24 protein-coding genes, 1 riboswitch and 1 other annotated feature are annotated in these 23931 nt (G+C 36.0%); of the genes, 16 read left to right on the forward strand and 8 right to left on the reverse strand.

The features are described 5' to 3' along the window. Positions 1–71 precede the first annotated feature (71 nt). The 3 genes from ACSBPO_RS04170 to ACSBPO_RS04180 all read left to right on the forward strand — a co-directional run bounded on the left by ACSBPO_RS04170 (position 72) and on the right by ACSBPO_RS04180 (position 2046). Positions 72–827: a carbon-nitrogen hydrolase family protein gene (locus ACSBPO_RS04170; RefSeq protein ID WP_442598822.1), complete on the forward strand. Its 756-nt coding sequence runs from the start codon at positions 72–74 to the stop codon at positions 825–827. Positions 828–1051: 224 nt separating this feature from the next. Beyond that, the gene (gene ybaK / locus ACSBPO_RS04175) at positions 1052–1534 is read left to right on the forward strand and encodes a Cys-tRNA(Pro) deacylase (protein WP_442598823.1); all 483 of its coding nucleotides are present in this window, start codon (positions 1052–1054) and stop codon (positions 1532–1534) included. A 200-nt stretch (positions 1535–1734) separates the two neighbouring features. Then, on the forward strand, positions 1735–2046 hold the full coding sequence (locus ACSBPO_RS04180; protein ID WP_442598824.1) for a DUF4257 domain-containing protein: 312 nt from the start codon (positions 1735–1737) through the stop codon (positions 2044–2046). A 52-nt stretch (positions 2047–2098) separates the two neighbouring features. On the opposite strand, the gene ACSBPO_RS04185 is transcribed toward ACSBPO_RS04180, so the two are convergent. Both ACSBPO_RS04185 and ACSBPO_RS04190 read right to left on the reverse strand, forming a co-directional pair. Further along, positions 2099–3016, reverse strand: a complete 918-nt coding sequence (locus tag ACSBPO_RS04185; RefSeq protein ID WP_442598825.1) for a hypothetical protein — start codon at positions 3014–3016, stop codon at positions 2099–2101. Further along, positions 3006–3533 carry a sigma-70 family RNA polymerase sigma factor gene (locus tag ACSBPO_RS04190; RefSeq protein ID WP_442598826.1) on the reverse strand — a complete coding sequence of 176 codons (528 nt, stop codon included), beginning with the start codon at positions 3531–3533 and terminating at the stop codon, positions 3006–3008. Before ACSBPO_RS04190 ends, ACSBPO_RS04185 begins: the two co-directional genes overlap by 11 nt. Positions 3534–3738: 205 nt before the next feature. Then, positions 3739–3857, forward strand: a riboswitch (cyclic di-GMP riboswitch). A gap of 86 nt (positions 3858–3943) precedes the next feature. Between ACSBPO_RS04190 and ACSBPO_RS04195 the strand changes: the two genes are divergently transcribed. Beyond that, entirely contained in the window at positions 3944–6694 is a 2751-nt protein-coding gene (locus ACSBPO_RS04195; RefSeq protein WP_442598827.1) for an EAL domain-containing protein, read from the forward strand. Between the two features lie 45 nt (positions 6695–6739). On the opposite strand, the gene ACSBPO_RS04200 is transcribed toward ACSBPO_RS04195, so the two are convergent. Beyond that, positions 6740–7138, reverse strand: a complete 399-nt coding sequence (locus ACSBPO_RS04200; protein WP_442598828.1) for a hypothetical protein — start codon at positions 7136–7138, stop codon at positions 6740–6742. Positions 7139–7318: 180 nt separating this feature from the next. Between ACSBPO_RS04200 and ACSBPO_RS04205 the strand changes: the two genes are divergently transcribed. The 5 genes from ACSBPO_RS04205 to ACSBPO_RS04225 all read left to right on the forward strand — a co-directional run bounded on the left by ACSBPO_RS04205 (position 7319) and on the right by ACSBPO_RS04225 (position 11939). Next, a complete protein-coding gene (locus ACSBPO_RS04205; RefSeq protein ID WP_442598829.1) occupies positions 7319–7900 on the forward strand; it encodes a YitT family protein in 582 nt (193 codons plus the stop codon). Positions 7901–8019: 119 nt separating this feature from the next. Then, the gene (locus ACSBPO_RS04210; protein ID WP_442598830.1) at positions 8020–9033 is read left to right on the forward strand and encodes a DUF3231 family protein; all 1014 of its coding nucleotides are present in this window, start codon (positions 8020–8022) and stop codon (positions 9031–9033) included. A gap of 114 nt (positions 9034–9147) precedes the next feature. Further along, positions 9148–9777, forward strand: coding sequence for a TetR/AcrR family transcriptional regulator (locus ACSBPO_RS04215; RefSeq protein ID WP_442598831.1), 630 nt, complete (start codon positions 9148–9150; stop codon positions 9775–9777). Positions 9778–10162: 385 nt separating this feature from the next. Further along, positions 10163–10906 carry an ABC transporter ATP-binding protein gene (locus ACSBPO_RS04220; RefSeq protein ID WP_442598832.1) on the forward strand — a complete coding sequence of 248 codons (744 nt, stop codon included), beginning with the start codon at positions 10163–10165 and terminating at the stop codon, positions 10904–10906. Continuing rightward, positions 10884–11939, forward strand: coding sequence for an ABC transporter permease (locus ACSBPO_RS04225; RefSeq protein WP_442598833.1), 1056 nt, complete (start codon positions 10884–10886; stop codon positions 11937–11939). Before ACSBPO_RS04220 ends, ACSBPO_RS04225 begins: the two co-directional genes overlap by 23 nt. Positions 11940–12106: 167 nt before the next feature. Here the strand turns inward: ACSBPO_RS04225 and ACSBPO_RS04230 are convergent, their stop codons facing one another. Continuing rightward, on the reverse strand, positions 12107–12340 hold the full coding sequence (locus tag ACSBPO_RS04230) for a hypothetical protein (RefSeq protein ID WP_442598834.1): 234 nt from the start codon (positions 12338–12340) through the stop codon (positions 12107–12109). A 234-nt stretch (positions 12341–12574) separates the two neighbouring features. Here ACSBPO_RS04230 and ACSBPO_RS04235 point away from each other — a divergent pair, with 234 nt between their 5' ends. Further along, the gene (locus ACSBPO_RS04235; protein ID WP_442598835.1) at positions 12575–12925 is read left to right on the forward strand and encodes a hypothetical protein; all 351 of its coding nucleotides are present in this window, start codon (positions 12575–12577) and stop codon (positions 12923–12925) included. A 65-nt stretch (positions 12926–12990) separates the two neighbouring features. Here ACSBPO_RS04235 and ACSBPO_RS04240 read toward each other — a convergent pair whose 3' ends face one another. From ACSBPO_RS04240 to ACSBPO_RS04250, 3 genes are all read right to left on the reverse strand, one after another. Continuing rightward, the gene (locus tag ACSBPO_RS04240) at positions 12991–13848 is read right to left on the reverse strand and encodes a hypothetical protein (RefSeq protein ID WP_442598836.1); all 858 of its coding nucleotides are present in this window, start codon (positions 13846–13848) and stop codon (positions 12991–12993) included. Positions 13849–13980: 132 nt separating this feature from the next. Beyond that, positions 13981–15252, reverse strand: a complete 1272-nt coding sequence (hmpA, locus tag ACSBPO_RS04245) for an NO-inducible flavohemoprotein (protein WP_442598837.1) — start codon at positions 15250–15252, stop codon at positions 13981–13983. Between the two features lie 108 nt (positions 15253–15360). Then, positions 15361–15765 (reverse strand): SET domain-containing protein, encoded by a 405-nt coding sequence (locus ACSBPO_RS04250; protein ID WP_442598838.1) that lies wholly within the window; start codon positions 15763–15765, stop codon positions 15361–15363. Positions 15766–15933: 168 nt separating this feature from the next. Here ACSBPO_RS04250 and ACSBPO_RS04255 point away from each other — a divergent pair, with 168 nt between their 5' ends. Next, a complete protein-coding gene (locus ACSBPO_RS04255; RefSeq protein WP_442598839.1) occupies positions 15934–16659 on the forward strand; it encodes a DUF2161 domain-containing phosphodiesterase in 726 nt (241 codons plus the stop codon). Positions 16660–16989: 330 nt separating this feature from the next. On the opposite strand, the gene ACSBPO_RS04260 is transcribed toward ACSBPO_RS04255, so the two are convergent. Continuing rightward, positions 16990–17592, reverse strand: a complete 603-nt coding sequence (locus ACSBPO_RS04260; protein ID WP_442598840.1) for a CBO0543 family protein — start codon at positions 17590–17592, stop codon at positions 16990–16992. 268 nt (positions 17593–17860) lie between these two features. Here ACSBPO_RS04260 and ACSBPO_RS04265 point away from each other — a divergent pair, with 268 nt between their 5' ends. The 5 genes from ACSBPO_RS04265 (at position 17861) to ACSBPO_RS04285 (ending at position 23800) form a co-directional block, all read left to right on the forward strand. Then, positions 17861–20602: a pullulanase gene (locus ACSBPO_RS04265; protein WP_442598841.1), complete on the forward strand. Its 2742-nt coding sequence runs from the start codon at positions 17861–17863 to the stop codon at positions 20600–20602. A gap of 302 nt (positions 20603–20904) precedes the next feature. Next, positions 20905–21627 carry a CPBP family intramembrane glutamic endopeptidase gene (locus ACSBPO_RS04270; protein ID WP_442598842.1) on the forward strand — a complete coding sequence of 241 codons (723 nt, stop codon included), beginning with the start codon at positions 20905–20907 and terminating at the stop codon, positions 21625–21627. A gap of 103 nt (positions 21628–21730) precedes the next feature. Further along, positions 21731–22213, forward strand: coding sequence for a DinB family protein (locus tag ACSBPO_RS04275; protein ID WP_442598843.1), 483 nt, complete (start codon positions 21731–21733; stop codon positions 22211–22213). Positions 22214–22282: 69 nt separating this feature from the next. Then, positions 22283–22499: a binding site (T-box leader), on the forward strand. Between the two features lie 43 nt (positions 22500–22542). Beyond that, positions 22543–22998 (forward strand): HIT family protein, encoded by a 456-nt coding sequence (locus ACSBPO_RS04280; protein WP_442598844.1) that lies wholly within the window; start codon positions 22543–22545, stop codon positions 22996–22998. Continuing rightward, positions 22991–23800 carry a protein phosphatase 2C domain-containing protein gene (locus ACSBPO_RS04285; protein WP_442598845.1) on the forward strand — a complete coding sequence of 270 codons (810 nt, stop codon included), beginning with the start codon at positions 22991–22993 and terminating at the stop codon, positions 23798–23800. Before ACSBPO_RS04280 ends, ACSBPO_RS04285 begins: the two co-directional genes overlap by 8 nt. Positions 23801–23931 lie beyond the last annotated feature (131 nt).

Genomic DNA, 23931 nt, shown 5'->3' on the forward strand with positions numbered 1-23931 from the left:
TCCGTTTTTACGATTTTTAAAAACCTATGGTAAAATAATCCACATAGATAAGATAAAAAGGGGAAAAAATCATGAAGATTGGATTGGCTCAAACGGGATTTCCAAAATCATTAAAAGACGGGCTTGAAAAAGTGAAACAAATGATGATGTTAGCCAAGAAAGAGGAGTGTCAGCTTATTTGTTTTCCAGAGTCTATCCTTCCAGGTTTACGTGGGGTTGGTTTTCAAGTAGAGGAATATCATCACGAAAAAATGAAGGCTGCCATAGAAGAAATTTGTACCTTAGCAAAAGAATATCAGTTGGCAGTGATTTTACCGACCGAATGGCAAGACGAATTAGGCCTACACTTGGTTGCTTTTGTGATAGATGAAAACGGTGAAGTGTTGGGCTATCAAACGAAAAATCAGATCGATCCTGATGAGGATTTTTATGGCTATCAACCAGGACAAGGTCGAGAAATATTTGAAATTCATGACGTTAAATTTGGAATCGTCATTTGCCACGAAGGCTGGAGATATCCGGAAACGGTAAGATGGGCAGCTTTACGTGAAGCAAGTATTGTATTTCATCCACAATTTACAGGCAAGGTACATAATCCGGAATTTTTTAATGGAGCAATGGTAGGAAGAAGCTTAGAAAATAATATTTATTTTGCTAGTGTGAATTATGCACTTGATGGTCAGGAGAGTACGACCAGTCTTATTTCTCCCTCAGGTGAAAGATTAATAACAGCCAAGCGTAATGTCGAGGAATTATTAGCTTACGAGATTGACCCACAGCAGGCGAGTAGGTTACTAGCCAGTAGATTTAGGCCAAGCCTAGTTTGAGAATAGTACTATTCACTGTTTGCAGCCTAATTTATGAAGGCTCTTTTCTAAAACTTTGCTGCTTTTTCTAACAAATTTAATAGCCGATTCACAATCTAGGGTGTTAAACTCATATGAAACTTAAGAAAAGAGCTGAGCACTTAGTAAGAGTGCCTTAAAACCACAATCTATACGAAAACAGCTTTTATGATAAAGAAAGATAAGACGTTAAGGAGTGATCGAACATGGCACAAGGTAAAACAAATGCAATGCGAATACTAGATGCTAAAAAAATATCTTACCAGTTAATGACCTACGATCATGAAGATGGAAAAATCGACGGAGTTTCGGTAGCTGGTAAAATTGGAAAGGACCCTCAGATGGTCTACAAAACTCTCGTTGCTCAGGGAAATAGTAAAGCTATATTCGTTTTTGTCATCCCAGTTGAAGTGGAGCTTGATCTAAAGAAAGCAGCCAAAGCAGCAGGAGAAAAAAAGGTTGAAATGATCCCTGTAAAGGATATTCAAAAATGGACTGGATATATTAGAGGTGGTTGCTCTCCTGTCGGAATGAAAAAGTCATATGCGACGTTTATTGATAGTAGTGCAAATGGTTTAGATACAATTATTGTAAGCGGTGGGAAAATTGGTATGCAGATGGAGCTATCTGTTCAAGACTTGGAAAAAGTGACCGAGGCTTCCATTGTAGACCTTGCAAAGGATGTATAAAAGCTATTACCGCCTGAGCGAAAAGTACGAATTGTATTAGCTATCGCTCATAAGGTAGTAAACATGTCCTACTAATATATATCAGAAAATTCGGTATATTTATTCATACTAACTTATGATTAAATTCTATATAATGGAAATACACCAAGATTTTACCTAAGGTCGCAACAAAAATCTCGGCTTTAGGAGTGTGAAGATGGATGAGAAACATTGCCTTCGCTTTACTGATTGGTGGACTGGTTGGTATTTTGGGTCATGTGAGAAAAAGGGGGAAAATCATTATCCCTAGAAAAACCAAAAAATTTATCTATTTGGGATTTCTAGAGGAAGTATTTATGGGGGCTTTTACAGCCGTGGTTCTCGTCATATCAGCTGATACAGACTCATTATTTAGAATTATCTTTATATCGATTCTGGCTGGTATTGGTGGGGATGCTTTCTTAAAGGGGTTGGAGGTTTTTCGTACAGACCCTATTTCCGGTAACCCGAAAGATCAGACAAACGAAAGTTGATAACTTGAAAACCCCTTCCTAATATAGAAAGGGGTTGCTTCTTGTATTTTTTTTATTCTGATACCATGGATAGCAAAATCTTTTCCATCTCTTCTTTAGATAAAATGTCTGCCACGATAACAATTTTAAAGTTTTGGTTTTCGCTCATAAGTCTCATCCCTTGAACGTTAGTTCCATCTGAGTAGTGGAAATCCATTTTATAGCCCTTCAATAAATAAGAATCAGAGTGTTCAAAAGAACGTCTATCTAAATCATCCTCTTGATCTAGTGATTGCTGGAAGGTTCTAAATCCAAATTCCCCTTTCTGATACTCGAATACGACAATCGGTTTTTTTCCAGGTTGCTCCTCATCTGAATGGGCAGTGCTGTTTATTAATTGATAACCTTCTGGAACAAACGCTGGTTTGTTAATCGGATAATCCACCATTTTTTGAGCTTCTTCAACTGTATGGGTTGTTATAGCATCTAACCTTGCTTCATATTTCTGTAATTGCTGACTGATTTCATCTAGTCTATTTTGTTCTGAAGCAGTTAATTCCTCCGGTTTTTGAATAACTTGGCCATTTTCTGTCACAGTCATTTTTTTCACTAATTTTGCAGCCTCTTTTTGCAACTGACTATAATCACGAAATTCTTCAGCAGTCAGATTGGCACTGGCTAATTCCAGATGTTTTTCAAATTGATTCAAATCTTCACCACTTGCATTTGGAAAACTTTGCTTCAATTCTTGTTCCGAACCAAAAATCCGAGTGATAAACGATTCTACTGCACCTGCTATTTGGGAAGAACCGAGAGTGATGGATGACCCTAAAATAATCACAACTGCTGCAGCTGCAAATATTCTTTTTCTTGTGAAAAGGACATTTGGCCTTTTCTCTAATTTTGCTCTTGTTACACCTAAAACTACTCTATTATGAAGTTCATTTGGAATTTCAATTTTGCTCATTTCTTCTTTCAGATTAGTTCTCACAAATATCTTCCTCCTTTAAATGAGTACGAAGTTTTTCGAGTGCACGATAGATGACGGATTTTACAGTTCCTAATGGAAGCTCGAGAATACTTGAGATTTCAGCAAAGGTATGATTGTAATAATATTTTAAGAGAATGACACTTTTTTCTTTTTCCGTTAAGTTTTCCATGACATCCTTAAGCGTAATGGAAAGAGAAAGGTCTACCTCAGGGGTAGGAATGAACTCTGATGTTTCAGGTTTCAAATGAATGACCTTCTTTTCCTTTCTTAAAAAATCAAGAGCGGCATTAATGGTGATTTTGATTAACCAAGTTTTAAAATATTCCGGGTTTTTTAGGGTGCTTATTTTACTAAATGAGCGATAAGCCGTTTCCTGAACAATATCAAGAGCATCATTTTGATTCTTAACATACACAAATGCTGTTCTATATATATCTTCTTCATACTGTTGGAAAAGGGTTAAAAAAGCCTTTTCGTTTCCTTTTTGAGCTTTCTTGACTAAGTGATTAATGGTCATGACCTCCAGTTTTTGACGTTTTATACAACCATTAGACGGTAAGCTATTCTATTTGGCTTATTTTTATTAAAAGTTTTTTAGGCTAGGAGTCTATGAATGATTATACTTGCAAACTGTTAATTATTCCCACTGTTAAATTTGAAGAATCTATTTATTTCATGCCAATTAACTGTTAAAATAATTAAAAATTAGTTACATATTCCTATTTTGAAAAAGGCAAACCAATACGAAAGTTTGGGACGCAAAGCTACGGGTCTAAAGTTACCGATGAAATAAGAACACACAGTTGATTTCATCATCAGCCATGATCGCCGGGTTGCCGAATAGCATCGTAAATTTTTAGTGATGACTATTCCTTTTGGAATAGTTTTTTTTAGATACATACTGTTCTAGAGTAAAGAGGTGCTGTAATGAAGTTGTCGAAGTATATCATACTAGTTTTAATTGTATTAGCCTTTGTAGAATTTTTTGGACACTTGATTTGGAAACAAAACGAAGGGTTAATTGGTGGAATATCATTAACAGCTATCCTCATCCTTGCTATTTTTATCAGAAAATATATAAAAGCTAACGACCATTTAATAGAAACGGATACAAAATATCAAAAATTAATTCAACATCACGAATGGAGTAGAAAACAACTTCACTCCCTTTTTCATTATAATCCTGATATTATTTTTTTCCTTGATAAGGACGGGAATTTTATCAATGCCAATCCAACAGTAGAGCAGTTAACAGGTTTTAATTGGAATGATCTCATTGATACTAATTTCCTCCAAACAGTACCCCGAAAAGAAAGAAATTTTGCTAACGAAAAGTTTTATAGCGCTTTAAAAGGGAATAGAGAAACCTTTAAAATGTCTATTTTTAATAGTAAAGGTGAACAGATGGAGTTCAATGTCACGGCTGTCCCCCTTATTGTGGATGAAAATATTGTGGGAGTGACGGGAATTGCCCGAGACATTACACAACGCCAAAAAATGGAGTCCTTATTAATTGAAAGTGAACAACGTTATAAATCATTGTTTGTACATAATACGGATGCGGTTTTAAGCTTTGATTTAGAAGGGCGTTTTACAAGTGTAAATCCCGAATCAGAAATGTGCTCCGGTTACTCTGAAGAGGAATTGTTATCCATGTCCTTTCAAGATCTTCTCATTCCGGAAGATATAGAAAGGGTTGTTGAATTTTTTGAACAAGTTAAGGCAGGGAATCCATTAGAATATGAAACAGCTATGTACAATAAAAAAGGCGAAAGACTAGATTTAAGTGTAAAGAATATGCCGATTTACACGAATGGTCAGATTGTCGGGGTATTCAGTATTATCAAGGATGTTACCGAAAATAATAAAGCTCAACTCCTTTTAGACGGACAGACTAAGGTGCTGGAGATGATCGCTAAAGGTGCACTCATCACGAAAGTTTTCGATGAAATCATTTATATGATTGAAAAGCTATCAAACGGAGGACGCTGTTCGATTCTGCTGGCCGATGAAAGCAAGTCAAGACTTCATATTGGCTCTGCTCCTAATCTACCAAAGGGTTATATGGAAGCATTAAATGGTATATCTATCGGACCTCGTGCAGGTTCTTGCGGTTCTTCAGCGCACTATAAGAAGATGGTAATCGTAGAGGATATTAGTAAGGATGCATTATGGACAAGATACCGAGATATCCCTCAAAAATATCAGTTAGTATCTTGCTGGTCATCCCCAATCCTAGATAATCAGGATATGGTATTAGGAACCTTTGCTATCTATTTTAACCAACCTGCATTACCAACAGAGGCAGAATTAAAGCTCATTGAAAAAGCAACCTATCTGGCTAAATTGGCTATTTTACATTACAAAGCAGAAGATACGATTAACCACATGGCTTACCATGACCCATTAACGGGTCTCCCGAATAGACGTCTTTTTAAAAAGAGATTTGAACATACATTAGAAGAAATAGCTGGAAAAAGGATAGAAGCGAGTTTACTATTTTTAGATTTAGATCGCTTTAAAGTCATCAATGATTCGCTGGGTCACAGTATTGGGGACTTATTGCTGCAAAAAGTAGCTAATCGCTTGAAATATAGTTTACGTCGAAAGGATTTTATTGGACGCCAAGGAGGAGATGAATTTCTGATCCTTCTTGAAGAATCGACAAAGGAAGAAACAGAGTTTGTCGCAAAGCGAATCCTTAAGGCTTTATCACGTCCATTCCGATTGAAGGGGCATGAAGTCGTGATTACACCGAGTATTGGAATAAGTTTGTTTCCTACTCATGGTCATGATCCTGAAACTTTAATTCGTAATGCAGATATAGCTATGTATGATGCAAAACGTCAAGGGAAAAATACATACCAATTTTATCAACTCACACAAGAAAAAGTTTTAAATGATCAGCTTGTTTTAGAACAAAACCTTCGTAAATCATTAGAACGTGATGAATTTGTTCTCCACTATCAGCCGCAAGTGGATTTAGTAACTAATCAAATTTGTGGAGTTGAGGCTTTAATCCGTTGGAATCATCCAGAACTAGGCAGTATCCCACCAAATCGCTTTATCCCAGTTGCGGAAGAAACAGGTTTAATCGTTCCAATTGGGGAATGGGTCATTAAAACAGCATGTGAACAGAATGTTATTTGGCAAAATAACGGCTGGCCATCCTTAGTGATTTCGGTCAACCTCTCGATACGCCAGTTTTTTCAAGCAAATCTAATTTCGATGGTATGTAGAATTTTAGAAGAAACGGGGCTTGATCCACAGTACCTTGAGCTGGAAATAACTGAAAGCATGACAATGAATGTGGAAATGGCTATCGGGATAATTCAAGAATTAAAGCAACTTGGGGTAAAAGTCGCGATAGATGATTTTGGAACTGGCTATAGCTCCTTAAACTATTTAAAAAGATTAACCATAGACCGTTTGAAAATCGATCAAAGTTTTGTCCAGGATATTGCCAAGGATTCTAATGATCGTGATATTGTTACCACCATTATTACAATGGGACATAACCTTAAAATGAAAGTCATTGCAGAAGGGGTTGAAACAGAAGAACAGCTTCAATTCCTTCGAACTCATGGCTGTGATGAGGTCCAAGGATATTTATTTAGCAAGCCTTTATCAGCGGAAGATTTTGTGGAGAAGTTTGGGAAGGTTACAGAAAAGATATAAGATAAAAGAAAGATACCCAACCCCTAAAGGTTGGGTATCTTTCTTTTATAGAATTAAAATTTTGTTGATACAGAATCGTAATTCGTTTAAGTGTGGCTGTGCTTCAAAAAATAGAGCCGAATAACGCTCCTCAGTTATAGTAGTAATAAAGGAACCAACATCCACAGTATCAGGGTTCAATATGCCATCATGCTCCAAGTCTTGGTAATCCACTTCTTTTAGTGATACTAGTTTTTCGATAATAGTTCCATAATCAATTAATTCCAAATCCTGATAAATATAGGCTGATGAAAATCTTTCACTGAAAAGCTGTAAATGATCCCTTAAGGTCTCGAGGTCTTTTTCATTAAAAAAATGTTGATCCTCATAATAATGACCTTGTAAAAATTGAAGATTAAGAGCTATTTCATCCAATTCCTCTACTGCATCCTTAAGCCTTATCAATCGATTTCCTCCTCCAATGAACATAAATGGACAGCCTTACTAAAAGAGTATTAAATAGAAAATCACAATATAACTAGAGATTGAAATATAAAGGGGAAAGGAACATCTAATTGTATTTAGGAATTAAGCTTGTTTCATTTTCATATAATTCAAGTAAAAATACTTTTTAAGGAGATTTACATGATAAAAAGTATCTTTACGATCGGAGTGGCGAGTGTTCTTATTGCTGTTGGTGTTAATGGCTTTGTTCTCCCCTCTCATTTGGTAAATGGGGGACTATGGGGAATAAGTCTATTGGCGAATTATTTATGGGGCTATAAATTAGCGATAACGTTTGTTTGTTTAAATTTACCTATTTACTTTCTAGCCATTACATTTGATTTGAACTATTTCTTTAAAGGGCTGCTAGGTACCTTTATTTCAGCTGTTGGTATAAATTTGCTCTTTCCCATCAGTGGATTCTTTCATTTACCTCTATTGGCAAACGTGGTAATAGGGGGGCTTTTCATTGGGACAGGGGTCGGGATGATGCTCAGGATTCATGCCAGCCCTGGGGGAATGGACCTCCTTGCCTTAATGGTTTCAAAATGGTTTTCAATTAATGTAGGATTTATCATTTTATTAATTGATACGGCAGTTATTTTAACAGGCGTTTTTGTACTCAAGGATGAAAGAATGCTTTATTCACTTGTAATCGTTGGAATTGTCGGTATCATGGCCTCTATTATGACATCCATAAAGTCTATTAAAGTGTTTGTTTAAAAATTTACTTACGAGAAGTTGTTGTTTTGCCTAGTTTTTTAACATATCAAGCAATCTCTCATATATTTTTAAAATCTTGGGAATACTATCCATATATAATTCGTAAGTAGGTGTCATAAGTGGAAGATAAAACCAAGATACGATTAACTGCAGGGGAGATATCCCCTTTATGGTCACAGTATATAAATGATACGGCCTCTATATGCGTAATGAAACATTTTTTAGAAAAAGTAGAAGATGAAGAAGTACGCCCTGTGATTGAGTTTGCTATTAACGGTTCGAAAAAAAATATATCCTTTTTACGAGATTTTTTCACTCAAGAAAAATTTCCGATTCCCATTGGATTCACAGATCAGGATGTTCGTCCTAATGCACCCAAGTTATTTTCTGATACATATGTGTTAATGTACATCCGGAACGTGTCCATTTTAGGAATGGCTGCAAGTGGTCTAGCTTTAGGATTCGCCACTCGACCTGATGTTGTGCAGTTTTTTAAGAATGTTTTAAAAACAGCAGTGGGACTGCAAGATTTAACAAGGGAATTAATGTTGAAACAAGGCACTTATATTAGACCTCCTTTTATTTCCAATCCAGATAAAGTCGATTTTGTTAAAAAACAGCAGTTTTTAGCTGGTTTTTTTGGAGATAAAAGACCATTAACTGCCATTGAAATTACTTTACTTTTTAATAATATTCAAACGAACGCAATAGGAAAAACCTTGATAACTGGATTTGCCCAATTCGCAGAGCGTAAAGAGGTAAAAGAATACTTAATGAGAGGCAAGCAAATCGCTCAAAAACATATGGACTATTTTAGTGATATTTTGAAAAAAGAGGATTTACCTGCACCGATGACCTGGGATACCGCTCTATCGGATTCAACAGAACAGGTCTTTTCAGATAAACTGATGATGTTTCATGTTTCTGCGATGATTGCTGCCGGAATTGGAAATTATGGTTCATCTATGTCGGGAAGTCCAAGACGGGACCTGGCTGCAAGGTATGCCATGTTAATACCTGAAATCGCCTTATATGCCGAAGATGGTGCTAATATTATGATTAAACATGGATGGATGGAGGAACCTCCACAAACTGACGATCGAAAAAGGTTAATAAAAGAAAAGGATAAATAACTGGCTTAGTCATGGACTAAGTCTTTTTTTTGTAAAAAAATAAACACCGTGTTGATGAAAAGAGTGTCGTACACTTATAATTTGACTATCAATAGGAATAGGGGATGCACAAAAATGTCAGAACGTCTATCAGATAAAAGAACAATGAGAACAAAACGAATCATAAGGGACTCCCTAACTGAGCTTATGGAGGAGAAAGGGTTTGATGGCATCACAGTCCGAGACCTAACCGCCAAAGCAGAAATTAATCGTGGAACTTTTTATATTCATTATCGCGATAAATTTGATTTATTGGAACAAAGCGAAAATGAGATTTTTCAGGAGCTAGAAACGATTGTACAAGTTGTCAGTCAAATAAACCCTCTCGAGGTCATGAAACATAACCTACAAAATGAACCTTTACCCTTCCTGATTAAACTATTTGAGTACTTTCAGGAGAATTCAAATTTTTTAAAGGTGATTCTCGGTCCAAATGGTGATGCTTCTTTTCAGGTTAGGTTAAAAGAGTTTATTAAGAAGAGTTTTCTTCAGCATTTAGTTATTAAGTTGAATAAAGAAGACATGCTGGTTCCGGTAGATTTTTTAATCGCCTATGTTAGCTCGGCCCATCTGGGGGTTATCCAACACTGGTTAGAAACGGGTATGGAGAAGTCCCCGAGAGAAATGTCATTAATTTTAGCCAAAATGACTTTCCTAGGACCCGCTCATGTTGCGGGAATCAAGGGACCAACTAGTTTTATATAGAAGTAGAGAACTTTCGTATGAAGGACTCTATTACATTGGGGAGAAAGGACTCACGTTCCGTTATTTGTGAAAAAAAGGCTATTAATTCCCGTGGAAAGGACTCACATTCCGCTATTACATTAAAAACAGTCATTTTATCATTAATTTTGATAAATAAAGGATCCTGAGTCCTTTAAGGTGGCCAATTCATTGCTATTTACCGAAATAAGGGATTCTGAGTCCTATAAAAAACTTCTGAAATACACCTCTTGCTGTTTTCTTCAAAAAATAAATCAACACTTTTGCCGATATTGTTTATTGTTTTACAGGCACTTACCCTGTAAGCTAAATATATAACTTAATCAACACGATGTTCATTTTTTATCAAGCAGGGGAGGTATAAGACGTGACTCAAACGATCAAGGTAGAGAAAGTGAGCAAAAGTTTTGGGAAAAAAGAAGTTCTTACCAATGTGACAATCAACATTGAAAAAGGGCAGATATATGGGTTTATCGGGCCTTCAGGGGCAGGTAAAACAACATTAGTTAAAATGATTGTTGGAATGGATCAATCAGATAGCGGGACCATTCAAGTTTTAGAAAAAAAGATGCCTAACTTAGAGGTTTTACAGGAAATAGGGTACATGGCACAATCAGATGCTCTATATGGAGAATTGACTGGGAAAGAAAATCTAACATTCTTTGCATCTCTTTATAAGCTTAATAGAGCAAAACAGAAAGAGAGAATAACCTATGCAGCTGAGTTAGTTAACCTGACACCAGACTTAAATAAAAAGGTTGCTGCCTATTCAGGAGGAATGAAGCGCCGTTTATCACTGGCAATCGCCTTGATTCAAGATCCAAAGATTTTAATATTAGATGAACCAACAGTCGGGATTGACCCCGAATTAAGATTATCTATCTGGAATGAACTTATTCGTTTAAAAACCGAAGAAGAAAAAACAATCATTGTCACCACACATGTGATGGATGAAGCGGAAAAATGTGATGTGGTCGCAATGGTAAGGGATGGACGAATTTTAACTAGTGGATCACCAAAAGAATTAAAAGCCTTTTACCAGGCTGATAACTTTGATGAAGTATTCTTGAAGGCAGGAGGAAAAATTTATGAGAATATGGGCCATCATTAAACGAATATGCCAACAAATGCTTCGCGATAAACGAACTCTTGCACTGTTATTTGTTGCCCCCTTACTCATCCTAACTCTTATGTATTTTTTATTTAACGGTAAGGATGTGGATCTTACTCTAGGTATCGTAAATGTTGATGAACATCTGGTGGAAGTGTTAGAGCAAGCGGATATTCATGTCCAAACGTACGAAAAGGAAACTGAAAATATGGTAGTGGATAAAGATCTGGATGGCCTTTTGCAAATGAAAAATGGAGAGTTTACATTAACCTTGCAAAATAGTAATCCTTCCACTTCTAAGGCGTTGCAAATGAAGGTCAATCAAGCTGTAGCATCCTTCGCTCAAGCAAAACAGATCCAGCAGGGCAATGCATCAACAACCATGACCAAAAAAGAGATTGAGACTGAATATGTTTATGGTGATAGTGATACCGTTTTCTTCGATATATTAAGTCCTATTTTAGTAGGTTATTTTGTGTTCTTCTTTGTGTTTCTTATCTCAGGTATTGGTTTATTAAAAGAGAGAACTACCGGAACATTAGAAAGATTACTTTCAACACCGATTAAACGTGGTGAAATCGTCGTCGCCTATTTGATAGGCTATGGCATCTTCGCTATTATTCAGACGGTTATTGTAGTTGTTTTTTCCATAACGGTTCTAGATATGGTCATGGTCGGGTCAATTTGGAATGTGATCCTAGTTAATTTACTACTAGCTCTTGTGGCATTATCATTAGGAACATTACTGTCGACCTTTGCTGCATCGGAATTTCAGATGATTCAATTTATCCCAATTGCTGTCATACCACAGGTGTTTTTTGCGGGAATATTTCCAATGGAGGGAATGGCAGATTGGCTACAGGCCTTTGGAAAAGTAATGCCTATGTATTATGCGGCAGACGCTCTAAAGGGAATCATGTATAAGGGGTTAAGTATTGCTTCAATCGGAGGGGACATCCTAGCATTAGTATTATTTGCAATGGTATTTATTGTGCTGAACGTTTTTGCACTAAAAAAATATCGAGCATTATAATTTAGCCAAAACCCTGAGGAGTATTTTTCTATTAAATTCTTACCCTTGTTTAAAAGAAAAGATTTTAATAGGTTTATCGTAATAGAATCTGGGTATTATAAGAAAAGCGCAAGCGCCTTGATTAGTCCCAAAAAGTTATACTTTCTAACCTATTAAAAAAGAAGCAGCTAAATTTCTGCCGCTTCTTGGAAGTCATCATTAAATTCTTTTAAAATAGCCACTAAGGTCGTAGCGATATCCAGAAAGCTTTCTGTTAAACCATTTTCCAGTTTCGTCATTTGAAAGCGCATAGATTCTTTATCAAAACGAACAATTCTTTGTCCATTAATATTTAAAGTAATATCAGATTCTTTATATTGTAAAAGGGTTTCCAGCATTTGTTTTAATTCAGTTTTTTTCATAAATAGCTGTCTCCCTTCCTACTTAATAAAGATACTTACTTAAGTACATCATATCAGCAATTTCCTTTTTCAGGAATAATACTAAAGAAGTAATTATCCGTATTAGATAGCACTATTTAAATGAGGTCACCCTTTTGGTGGCCTCATTTTTTATATAAATAAAGTTTTTATTTGAGGTAATTATTCCCATATTATAGAATGAGAGATACATAAATATTTATTAGGGGGATCTCCATGAAAAATTATGTATTAACAGCAGCGATTGTATTATTAAGCATTTCCATCGCTTATGCAGGATTTCAGATAGGAAAATCATCTAATGATGAAGGAAAGGGTAATCCTACAAATCTTGTTACAGACCAAGGATTATTAACATTAGAAGAAACGGCCAAATATTTAAGTATGTCTCCGGAAGAACTGAAAAAAATCATCATCATGGATGATTCTGAAAGAAAACAACTCTCAGTTCATGATACATACCGTTTTATACCCTACATTGAGGTACATGGAAACAAGTACTTTAATAAAACAGAATTAGGTGAATGGATAAAATATAATTCACAGGCTAGAACGGTGTATGAATAATGGTTTACGAAGTAATTTGCAAAAAAAATGGCTTGGGATTAGCTCCCAAGCCATTTGGTGTTTATCTATTTTTTCACTATCTTTGAAGGATTATTGATTTTATAAGCAACACTAACTTCCAGTCGCATTGCCTCATCTTCTACATCCTTACCTTTTGGAAGACTCTTTTTAACGATTTTTCCATCAAACTCTAAAGTATCTCCTACAGCGAGTTCAAATTTCTTCAACGTTTTACTATGCGCACACCAAGCAAGTCCAACTTCTGTTGGTTCTTCCTGTTCGATCATGACGTTTTCAAGTACAACTACTTCATCATTTTCTTCATTAAAATGATTCCAGCTTAAGGCAAATTGTTTAACCGTTGCTGTAAAATGTACTTTATCCTCGGGTAATACTAATTTTGCTGGCTTTTCTTTTTTCGTTTTCGTTTCCTTCTTAGAAGGGGATGTCACAGCCACAGCACTCTGCTTTTCTTCAGATTTTTGTCCAGAAACTATACTTTCTTCAGCTATTGGCTCTGTTTGCTCTTTTTTAGTCTGAGCTTTAGGCTTCGACGTCTCAGTACTCTCTTCAGTTGAATCTGTTTCATCTACAGTCTTTAATTCCTTACCAAAGCTGGATGACTGCATTTCCTTTAAGTAGGCAGGATGGATACAAGACACATTTCCATCTTGAAACTCGATAACGATGGTATTATATTCTCCGGTTTGTCCAAAGATTTCATATCCTTTTATGGTCACTAGTCGCTGATGTGTTTTCTCTTTATACCAAAATTCTTTTTTTACATCCTTTGTGGAACTTAGTCCCCATTCCCTAACCTTTTCGGCATAATGCGCTTCGTCTTGAAATGTTTCGTATTCACCCTTTGGAGGGAAGTAATTGGTTTTATTGGAATCTTCAATGTGAGGCAATAATACTGCCATGTGGCCACATCCTTTCAATGTCCATTTTACAGTCTGTGTACGGAGAAAAAAAGAGGGATGGACTCTGGAGAGGAAAAAGTTTCAAGAAAAAGACTCCTAGCCCCACATAAGGACTTAGGAGTGTACCATTCCTTAAACACTTTCTATATTACCGAAGGAACCGAAGAACTCATAGCGAATATTTTCCTCACTAACGCCCCATTCTTTTAAAGCACTATTAACAGCTTTCATAAAAGGTGTAGGACCACAGAAATAGAACTGGCCTTCATTGGATGGAAGGACACTTTGCAGCCACTCTAACGTAATGTATCCTTCTTTATCAAATTGGTTATTTTTTCTGTCTTCATCAGTTGGACTATCATAAATCGTAAACGCCTTAACATTTTCACTTTTAGATGCCACTTCTTGAACGTGTTCTTTAAAGGCATGAACCTTACTATTTTGGGCGGCATGAATCCAATAAACCTTTCGATTCGGCTGTTCATGGACGAGCGTGTTTAACATACTCATCATAGGGGTAAGACCCACTCCGCCACTAATCAAAATTACCGGTGTGTCACTTTCCATATCTAAATAAAAATCTCCAGCCGGGGCTGAAATTGGAAGCGTGTCTCCCTCATTAAATAGTTGATGCAAATCTGTTGAAACCACACCTGGAGGAGCACCATCCACAGGAGCATCTTCCCGTTTTACACTAATCCTAAAATAATCTGTACCAGGTCGATCTGATAAGCTGTATTGACGCTGGTGAATATATTTTTCCTCAGGAATATCGATATGGAGAGTGATATATTGCCCCGGTATAAACCTTGGTAACTCTGCACCATCCTTTGGTTTTAAGTAAAAGGATGTAATGACTTCGCTTTCCTCAATTTTATTGGAAATCTTAAAGTCTTTAAAGCCTGCCCATCCTCCAGGCTGATTCTCTGCGGTTTTGTATAGTTCATTTTCCATACGAATAAAGACATCTGCAATAACCTCGTAGGCATCTGCCCATGCATCAATAACTTCTTCGGTTGCGGCATCACCTAAAATTTCTTTAATCGCCCGTAATAAATTTTCACCGACAATGGGATATTGCTCAGGTTTAATTTGCATACTTCTATGTTTTTGCCCTATTCGTTCTAGTGCAGGCATGATATTACTCATATCTTCAATGTTTGCGGCAGCGGCATAGACAGCATCAGCTAGAGCCTTTGGTTGATGTCCCGTTTTTTGATGTGTCATATTAAAGACATTTTGTAATTCTGGATGACTCTCAAATAGGCGTTGATAAAATCTTCTTGTAATGGCTTCACCATGTTGCTGTACTGCAGGTAACGTAGCTTTGACGATTTCAAGTTTTTTGGGATCTAGTTTTTTTACAGTTTGAAGTACATCCTGCCATACGTAATTTTCGCTCAAGTTCATTTCCTCCATGGTTAGAAAAATTTCACAAAAGATAACATTCCCTTAATTCAGGAGGAAAATGCAACTTCAAAAAAAGTACAAAATAAAAACCAACTGAAAAAATCAGTCGGTTTCCTTTATTCTCTCTTCATAATCTTTTTGAAACCAAAGGGGATCATCATTTTCGACTTCACCATTATAGTTAATCAAAATCTCTTCGCCCGCTTTAATATCCGTGTAAGCATAAAAATCAAATGTGTGATTATCAAAATTGATATCATAAGTAGCATTTGGTGTGTAAGAATGGTTAAACAACATTCCATATCCTAAAAGGATACAAGAATGATTGATTCCATATTCAAACGCATAATCAGCTAACATTGTTTTTTCAATATGTTCATGCTCCTCATTTGGGTACGGCAGAACGGGTGCTTCATGTAAGAGCTCGCCTTTTTTTATATCTCGGGTAGCAAATACCCCTCTATTAAGTTCCCCATCGCTTAGGGTGGAAGTTTTTACTTCAATCATAGTTCAATCACCTACTATTCTTTTCTATATTTATTAAGATTGACAGTTAACCGAAAGAAATGCAAATGTTTTTTCTTCATTATTCCCGTTTAACGAATGAATATAGGAAAAAAATTAGAAAAATGGGAGCTCACTAATGTTATACTACCTCTTAAAGAGGGGATTCAAATGAAAGACAAAAAAGTGAAATTAAATGAAACTGATTTATATAAACCGATACGTAATTATTTTACCAAACAGGGCTTTAATGTTTATGGGGAAGTTCAGCACTGTGATATGGCTGTCATTAAAGATAATGAATTAATCCTCATAGAACTAAAACTAAATTTAACAGTCGATTTACTCATTCAAGCTACAAAACGCCAACGCTTAACGGACCTTGTTTATGTTGCTATTCCGAAGCCAAAGTACAGTCTAAGGTCGAAAAAGTGGAGAGATATCCTTCATCTTATGAGAAGGTTAGAATTAGGACTAATCATCGTCCAATTTTTAAAAAGCAGTACGAAAATGGACGTGGTTGTTTCTCCGGCCCCTTTTGATGGTACTAAAAGTAGGCAGTTAAACAAAAAGAAAAGGGTACAGCTATTAAAAGAAATAGAAGGACGCAATGGGGATTATAATGTAGGTGGAAGCAATAAAACAAAAATTATGACTGCCTATAAGGAAAGCTGTATTCACATTGCAACGCTGCTTGCCCGTCATGGTCCCCTGTCACCGAAATTATTGCGTCAAAGAGGAACCGGTGAAAAAACCTTGTCCATCCTAAATAAAAACTACTATGGCTGGTATGATAAAATTCAACGTGGCCTTTATTCGATAAGTGAAAAAGGTAAAAAAGAGCTATTAGAGTATCCAGAACAAGTCCAATATTTTATCGAACATGATCCTGAGTAACGATACCCCAATTAGGAGTATCGTTTTTCTTTTTATAATAGCTATGTTATCACTGAATGTTGATTTCAATGTGTAAAAAAAATAAACGGAAAAATTCCGTTTATTTTGGGAAATACCCATATTTCCTTAAAAATAGGGGAGTTTTTCCGGTTATCCTATCCAATACTTTGGGTTTCTGTCGTATTTAGAGCCGTTAATCGGAATTTCTCCGCTTTTATCTGCTTCTTTAGCTTCCTCTATATACAATAGTCGGAATTTATCCGTCTATTAATTCTCTTACCTACACGAAAATCAACAATGAATAATAACAGATCTTTGATAATAAAAATTTTATTCCTGCTCTAACTTTTTAAACTTTGTAATAATCCCCCAACAAATAATCCCAAGCAGCCAATAAACAGGGAACGAATAGACATGTTTCCAACTATACCCATGGTAAATATCGAGCCATTCCATGATCACCTCTGCAACAAAAGCCAAAAGAAAAGAAAGAATTCCTGTCATGATGAAGTATTTCTTAAATTTTTCACCCCATTTTTGATAAACCAACATGAATGGAATAATCACACAACCAACATCGTAAGGGTAAACTTGCGGATATAAATAAGGTGACAGGCGAACTGGATACGACCAAATCATTGCATTACTACCAATTGTATCGAGAATAATAGCAGCTACTCCATAAAAAAGTCCAAATGCAGTAATTTCAATAACTCTCTTTTTATCTAAAAACTTCCACCAAATAAATGGAGGGGCAATCGATAAAAAAATTAACAACCACCATCGTGCTGTTAAAAAATTTTGTTGGTACCAGTAGGATTTAAGCAATTTATAAAAAACTTTTTCTGCCTTTATTACCTCATCGTAAGATATATTTCCTAAGGTAGTGGTGTTATAAAAAAATAGAATGAAGTCTTGAGCCAAATGAAACATAAGAGTCACATCCTTAGACATATTATGTCCTTTTTTTGAAATATTTCATTCAGCCTTCCATATTTAGAAAAAGTTTGTTGTACCTTGGAAAAGGTACTGTTAAACTTTAAGTAGTCGTTTGGATAGGGGAGATATCTTTTGAATTTTAGTTTAGTCATATCTTTTTGTGCAAACGCTTGCGTAATTTTTAAAACGTAATAAAAAGTAGGTGCTACTTTTAAAGGTGGGTGAAATACCTCATTTTTTATAAAAAGGGGAGTATGAAGATTTGAAACACAGTATGAATAAATTTGTCATTTTGATTATTTTATTCCTCATGGTGATTACAACAGGGTGTAAAACAGACGAACCCGCTAAAAAAGAAAATAAAGATAAGGTTGCTGTTTCCTCAGTACCAGAAGGATATATAAGGGTTCATTATCATCGGAATCAAGCGGATTACGATGGGTGGGGATTACACCTTTGGAATCAGAATGAGAGTAAAAAAGCTATCGATTTGGCTGTAGATTGGAACCGTCCTGTTTTGTTTGATCAAGAATCAAAATGGGGCAAGTATGTGGATATTAAAGTCATTGATATAAAAAATGGATTAAATTTTATTCCTCATAAAGGAGATACGAAGGATATGGATAAAGATAGAGTATTCCCGATTACAGGAGAACGAGAATTTTGGTTGGTAGAAGGTAATGAAGAAGTTTATGTGAGTGAGCCTTCCTTCGAAGCTGGTTTAAAATCGGCTCAAGTGATGACTAAAAATACAGTGAAAGCTAAGTTAAGTGTCAGCTTGGATTCGATTAAAAAGGATGATATCGAAATTCTAAATGATAAAGATGAAAAAATAGATATCAGTGATGTGAAGATAGAGCAGATGAATCTTATTATTACTACTTCTAAGGAACTTGATTTAAATCACTCTTACCTAGTTAAATATAAAGGAAATAAGACTTGGGCTAGAGTATCTTGGAAGCTTTTGGATCAAGAATTTGCTTATGATGGTGATGATTTAGGGGCTACTTTACATCAAGATGGGACAGCTACCTTAAAACTATGGTCACCGCCAGCAACGAATGTCTCCGTTGTGTTATATGATAAAAATAAGCAGGAAAAAGTCGTTAAAGAAGATATCTCCATGACGAAGGGAAATAACGGAGTTTGGGAAGTCACTTTAAATGAAACAAATACAGGCTTAGACCAATTAAGAGGTTACTATTATCAATATAAGGTAAATGTGTATGGTCAAACAAATCTTGCACTAGATCCATATGCGAAATCGATCGCAGGATTTAACGATAAAGGCAGTGACCCTGTTGGAAAAGCAACCATTGTTGAACCTTCCATGCTTGGTCCTAAGCTTCAGTATGCTAATATTGATGGATTCAAAAAAAGAGAAGACTCAATTATTTATGAGGTTCATGTCAGAGACTTTACGTCTGATCCAAGCATAGAGCCAGAATTAAATGCCCAGTTTGGAACGTACAAGGCTTTCATTGATAAGCTTGATTATATTGCTAATTTAGGTGTAACCCATGTCCAGCTGTTACCAATCATGAGTTACTACAATGGAAATCAGTTTGAAAATCATAAACGAGAAATGAACTATTCTTCGCAAGGAAATAACTATAACTGGGGATATGACCCGCATGGCTATTTTTCACCAACAGGAATGTATTCAGAGGATCCAGCTAATTCTGAGTTAAAAATTGAAGAATTAAAGGAACTGATTGCCGAAATTCATAAAAGGGGCATGGGTGTTGTCCTTGATGTCGTATACAACCATAATCCAAGAGCAGAGATTTTTGAGGATCTTGTCCCTAGCTATTATCATTTTATGGACATTGATGGAAATCCGAAAGAGAGCTATGGTGGCGGTAAGTTTGGAACCACTCATAAAATGTCACGAAAACTATTAGTAGATTCTATTAAATACTGGACGGACGAATATAAGGTGGATGGCTTCCGGTTTGACTTAATGGGAGACCATGATGCGGATACTATTCAGCTAGCTTATGATGAAGCCAAAAAGATCAATCCTAATGTTGTTATGATTGGTGAAGGTTGGAGACTGTATGATGGTGATGACGGTGAGGAGAGCGTAATGGCTGCGGACCAAGGTTGGATGGCCTTTACTGACAGTGCTGCTTCATTCTCCGACGATATCCGAAATGAATTAAAATCCGGGCATGGTATTGAAGGTCAGCCGAGATTTATCACAAATGGGGCACGAAGTATCCAAAAAATCTTAAACAATATTAAGGCACAACCAGGAAACTTCACTGCGGATGATCCAGGCGATGTCGTTCAATATATTGAAGCGCATGATGATTTAACTCTTCATGACATCATTGCGCTTTCGATTAAAAAGGATCCCGCAAAACATGAGGACGAAATTCAAAAACGAATTCGCCTTGGTAACACCATTCTTTTAACAAGCCAAGGTACGTCCTTTATCCATGCTGGTCAAGAATATGGTCGTACTAAGCAATGGTTGGCTGAGGGACAACCAGAAAGTGACTTTACTTATATGGTGGATGAAAACGGGAATCCATTTGAACAACCTTACTTTATCCGTAACTCATTTGATTCTACTGATGCCATCAATATGTTTGACTGGAATAAGGTAACGAAACCAGGAATTCATAAACAAACGATGGAATATACAAAAGGTCTTATCAACATTAGAAGATCAACGGACGCATTCAGATTACCAACGAAGGAACTTGTCGATTCTAATGTCACATTAATGGAAGCTCCGGAAATAAAGTCAATGGACGTTTTAATTGGCTATAAAAATGTATCATCTAATGGTAAAGATGCTTATTATGTATTTGTGAATGGTGATACGAAGGCGCGTAAACTAACTTTAGGGGTAGACCTCACAAGTGGTAAAGTGCTGGCAGATAGTGACGAAGCTAGTGTAAATGGAGTAACTAAAAAATCAGGATTTACACTAACAAAAACAAGCATCACCATTGAACCATTAACAAGTGTGATAATTAAAATGAATAACTAATAGTATCGGATGACCGTCGTGATGTGGCGGTCATTTTTTTTTGGACATGAATGGTGGGGTAATTGCATAAGAATGTGACAGAATGGTGTCAAAGTCGGAAACATTTGTGAAAAACTCGGATAAGTACGAAAGAAAGTCGGATAACTACTTAAGAAAGTCGGATAACCCTGTGACAAAGTCGGAAACATCCCAAATTTTAAACAAAAAACAAATATCCAAGCTTAGTAACAACTGCCTTCAGACAAAAATAGACCACCATGATATGATTATTTTGATTATTATTTATGGGGAGAACCACATTTATGGAAAAATTAGAACTTAAAAACTCTCAGCCTCCAATAGACCCTTCCATTTTTAAATGGAAGCACTTTATATTTGCTGTCCTTGTATATGGATTGCTCATGTTTGCTTCTATTATTCCATTAGTCATATTTGATGAAGTAACAGGAACAAGATTTAGTGACAAAATTTTAAATGGACCCTATCAGGGATTATTTCTAGATGCAATTATTGTTCTCCTTGTCATATTAATGATACGACCATTTAGGCTACAGGTTTTTAGAAAAACAACTTGGCAGCTTGCTGTGTTTAAACAACGTAAAACCTATATAGTGATACTTGGTGTTCTTGTCACAAACTTTGTTTTTCAACAAATTGTTAATGGAATTTATCAACTTGAATCGAATGACAAGCAATTAAAAAGCTTAAATTTAGATCCAAATGATCATTATAGTTGGATAACCTTATTTTTGATTTTCCTAGCTATTGCCATTCTCACCCCAGTAAAAGAAGAAATACTATACCGCTTATTACCAAAGCTTTTGTTGGGGAAATATCATGTTCTCATTCTGATTAGCCTTTCGACTGTTGTTTTTGCAGCAGGTCATACAGGCGCGTATATCTCAGCCGGCTTCATGGGTCTCTTATTTATGCTAAGTTATCTATATACAAGATCGCTGTGGGTTTCGATTACCATTCATATCATTTGGAATTTTTACAGCTATTGTATGTTATTTCTACTTTAAAACTGTTTTTCTTTGAAAAGCAGTTTTTTTCTATTTAGTATACTTTAAGTGAATATGTTAAAATTAGGAAATTAAGAGAATCATTGAATCGGAGGCAACTATCATGCAAACTTTGTTTCAATATAATTGGATGGTTAGGGAAGAGTGGTTACAGTGGTGTGAGGATGTGAAGGAAGAAGAGTTATTAGTAAATCGCACTGGAGGAGTAGGGGGAATCCTACATACCCTCTTCCACATTATCGATGTGGAGTGGAGCTGGATTCGTATTATTCAAGGGAAAACTGATTTTCAAGAGAATTTTGAAGAGTATCGCAGCATAGACAGAATAAGAGAACTCAATAATCGTTTTCATATCGAAGTGGAAGAATTTGTGCTGAGCTGGAACGAGAATATGGAAAATCGATTATTAGAAGATCACGATTCTGATGGGAAAATAGAAATTTTTACATGGGGAGAAGTAATGAGACATATGATTGCCCACGAAATACATCACATGGGTCAACTATCTGTTTGGGCAAGGGAAATTGGTAAGAAGCCAGTTTCTGCAAATCTGATTGGTCGAGGCTTGGTTACTACGAAAAAATAGATCCATTTTTTCATAGAGTACTTGACAGAATATTTCAAAGTTTTATAAGATAAGTAAAAGTTTTCCATATAAAACACTGAGATTAGGAATAGTAAGGAATTCGTATTGTGAAGAGAGCTGTCGGTTGGTGAAAGACAGTCAATACCATTCCCGAACTCGCCTAGGAGTGGTTAGGCTGAAAAAAGTAGGTCTAAACGGTTTACTCCCGTAATCGAGTCTTGAGAAAGTTTGTGGTTTACAAACTAAGAAGAGTGGTACCACGTTAGCATAGCCTATCGTCTCTTTATGAGATGATAGGCTTTTTATTTTTTCGGGGAGGGACAAGAATCATGAGTGAAAATTGCTTTATTTGTGACAAGCATAACGGGAAAATCCAAACAGCAGGCAGCATTGTTTATGAGGACGAATTTGTCTATGTTGGACATATTGACCGAAATGGACAGCCCAATTATTTAGGTCATATGATGATTGACTTAAAAAGACATGTTCCAACGCTAGCAGAAATGAACCCAGACGAGGCAAAAGCATTCGGAATGATTATGGCAAGAATCAGTAAAGCCTTAAAAGAGACAGAAAAAGCGGAGCATGTATATGCAGTTGTTTCAGGAAATGCTGTTCCTCATCTTCATATGCATGTTATTGCTCGCTATCCTCATACACCTGAAGAATATTGGGCACCTTTTGCTGTTTATGATGCACCTAATGCTCCTATGGGTAACAATCAAAAGGTAATAGAATTGTGTAATAGATTGAAAGCTTACTTAGAGATGAATCATTATGAATAAAATAAAAGAGTATTACTGGGTAGGGAGTCAAGAGAATTATGTAGATGAACTAGATATACATCCGATTGGTCAGATCGTGTTGGGACGCTTCGGCGGAAACTCAGCTCAAGGGCAGTATAAAAATGAAGATGGATGTTTGATTTGGGTCAATGAGGAGCAGGATTGGGAATTTGTCATCCTGTTAGATGCTCACCATACGGCTGAAAGTGCTGAATTAGTTATCCATACTTTTCAAAATCATAAAAAGGAAATCCAAAATTGTTTGGATCTACCTATCAATGAAGCCTTCAACCGTTTAAATGAACAACTTTTAGCCACTTTCCAAAGTGAATCATTTAAAGAGGCATGTCAAAAGGTTCAAGGAGAAACAGCTTGCTTATGCGTAGCAAGAAAAGGTAAGTTTCTTTGGTGGTTATCAATAGGAGATTGTATTCTATATTTGTTTCATCCGGAATTATCTGCCTTAAACGAATACCAGCAAAATCAAAGAAGTTTTTATCAATGGGTAGGACAGGTGAATACATTTGATTTGCCTGTTCCTTGTTACAGTACTGGAAGAAAAGAACTTAGAAAAGGAAAGAATCAACTATTTCTTACAACAGATGGTCTTACAGAATGCCCGAATACTTTTTTTACAGACCCTAAAGAAATCCATAAGCCATTTGCAAACTTTTCAAATGAAGAAAGTGTCAAAATGCTGTTAGAGGAAATTAGAGATAAAAATGTGAGAGACAGCACCACTATTCTTTCCTGGTTTGTACATATAAAGGAAGAAGCTAGTTTACCGAGCGATATGAAATAAGTTATGATGCAATTAAATCGTCCATTTAGGCGATTTTTTTGTTTTGAAAGGCTCTTTTCTGAAACTTTGTTGCTTTTTCTAACTAATAAATAGCATTTCACTATATAGGGTGTTGAAACTCATAGGAAATG

Source organism: Neobacillus sp. D3-1R, from assembly GCF_052180215.1.
Classification (GTDB): domain Bacteria; phylum Bacillota; class Bacilli; order Bacillales; family Cytobacillaceae; genus Pseudoneobacillus.

Coding starts and splice junctions, on each gene's coding strand:
- ACSBPO_RS04260 (WP_442598840.1), bottom strand. CDS start 17,592: ATGTTTCATTTGGCTCAAGACTTCATTCTATTTTTTTATAACACCACT.
- ACSBPO_RS04170 (WP_442598822.1), top strand. CDS start 72: ATGAAGATTGGATTGGCTCAAACGGGATTTCCAAAATCATTAAAAGAC.
- ACSBPO_RS04180 (WP_442598824.1), top strand. CDS start 1,735: ATGAGAAACATTGCCTTCGCTTTACTGATTGGTGGACTGGTTGGTATT.
- ACSBPO_RS04270 (WP_442598842.1), top strand. CDS start 20,905: ATGGAAAAATTAGAACTTAAAAACTCTCAGCCTCCAATAGACCCTTCC.
- ACSBPO_RS04285 (WP_442598845.1), top strand. CDS start 22,991: ATGAATAAAATAAAAGAGTATTACTGGGTAGGGAGTCAAGAGAATTAT.
- ACSBPO_RS04280 (WP_442598844.1), top strand. CDS start 22,543: ATGAGTGAAAATTGCTTTATTTGTGACAAGCATAACGGGAAAATCCAA.
- ACSBPO_RS04215 (WP_442598831.1), top strand. CDS start 9,148: ATGTCAGAACGTCTATCAGATAAAAGAACAATGAGAACAAAACGAATC.
- ACSBPO_RS04255 (WP_442598839.1), top strand. CDS start 15,934: ATGAAAGACAAAAAAGTGAAATTAAATGAAACTGATTTATATAAACCG.
- ACSBPO_RS04275 (WP_442598843.1), top strand. CDS start 21,731: ATGCAAACTTTGTTTCAATATAATTGGATGGTTAGGGAAGAGTGGTTA.
- ybaK (WP_442598823.1), top strand. CDS start 1,052: ATGGCACAAGGTAAAACAAATGCAATGCGAATACTAGATGCTAAAAAA.
- ACSBPO_RS04190 (WP_442598826.1), bottom strand. CDS start 3,533: ATGACCATTAATCACTTAGTCAAGAAAGCTCAAAAAGGAAACGAAAAG.
- ACSBPO_RS04250 (WP_442598838.1), bottom strand. CDS start 15,765: ATGATTGAAGTAAAAACTTCCACCCTAAGCGATGGGGAACTTAATAGA.
- ACSBPO_RS04225 (WP_442598833.1), top strand. CDS start 10,884: ATGAGAATATGGGCCATCATTAAACGAATATGCCAACAAATGCTTCGC.
- ACSBPO_RS04195 (WP_442598827.1), top strand. CDS start 3,944: ATGAAGTTGTCGAAGTATATCATACTAGTTTTAATTGTATTAGCCTTT.
- ACSBPO_RS04235 (WP_442598835.1), top strand. CDS start 12,575: ATGAAAAATTATGTATTAACAGCAGCGATTGTATTATTAAGCATTTCC.
- ACSBPO_RS04230 (WP_442598834.1), bottom strand. CDS start 12,340: ATGAAAAAAACTGAATTAAAACAAATGCTGGAAACCCTTTTACAATAT.
- ACSBPO_RS04240 (WP_442598836.1), bottom strand. CDS start 13,848: ATGGCAGTATTATTGCCTCACATTGAAGATTCCAATAAAACCAATTAC.
- ACSBPO_RS04205 (WP_442598829.1), top strand. CDS start 7,319: ATGATAAAAAGTATCTTTACGATCGGAGTGGCGAGTGTTCTTATTGCT.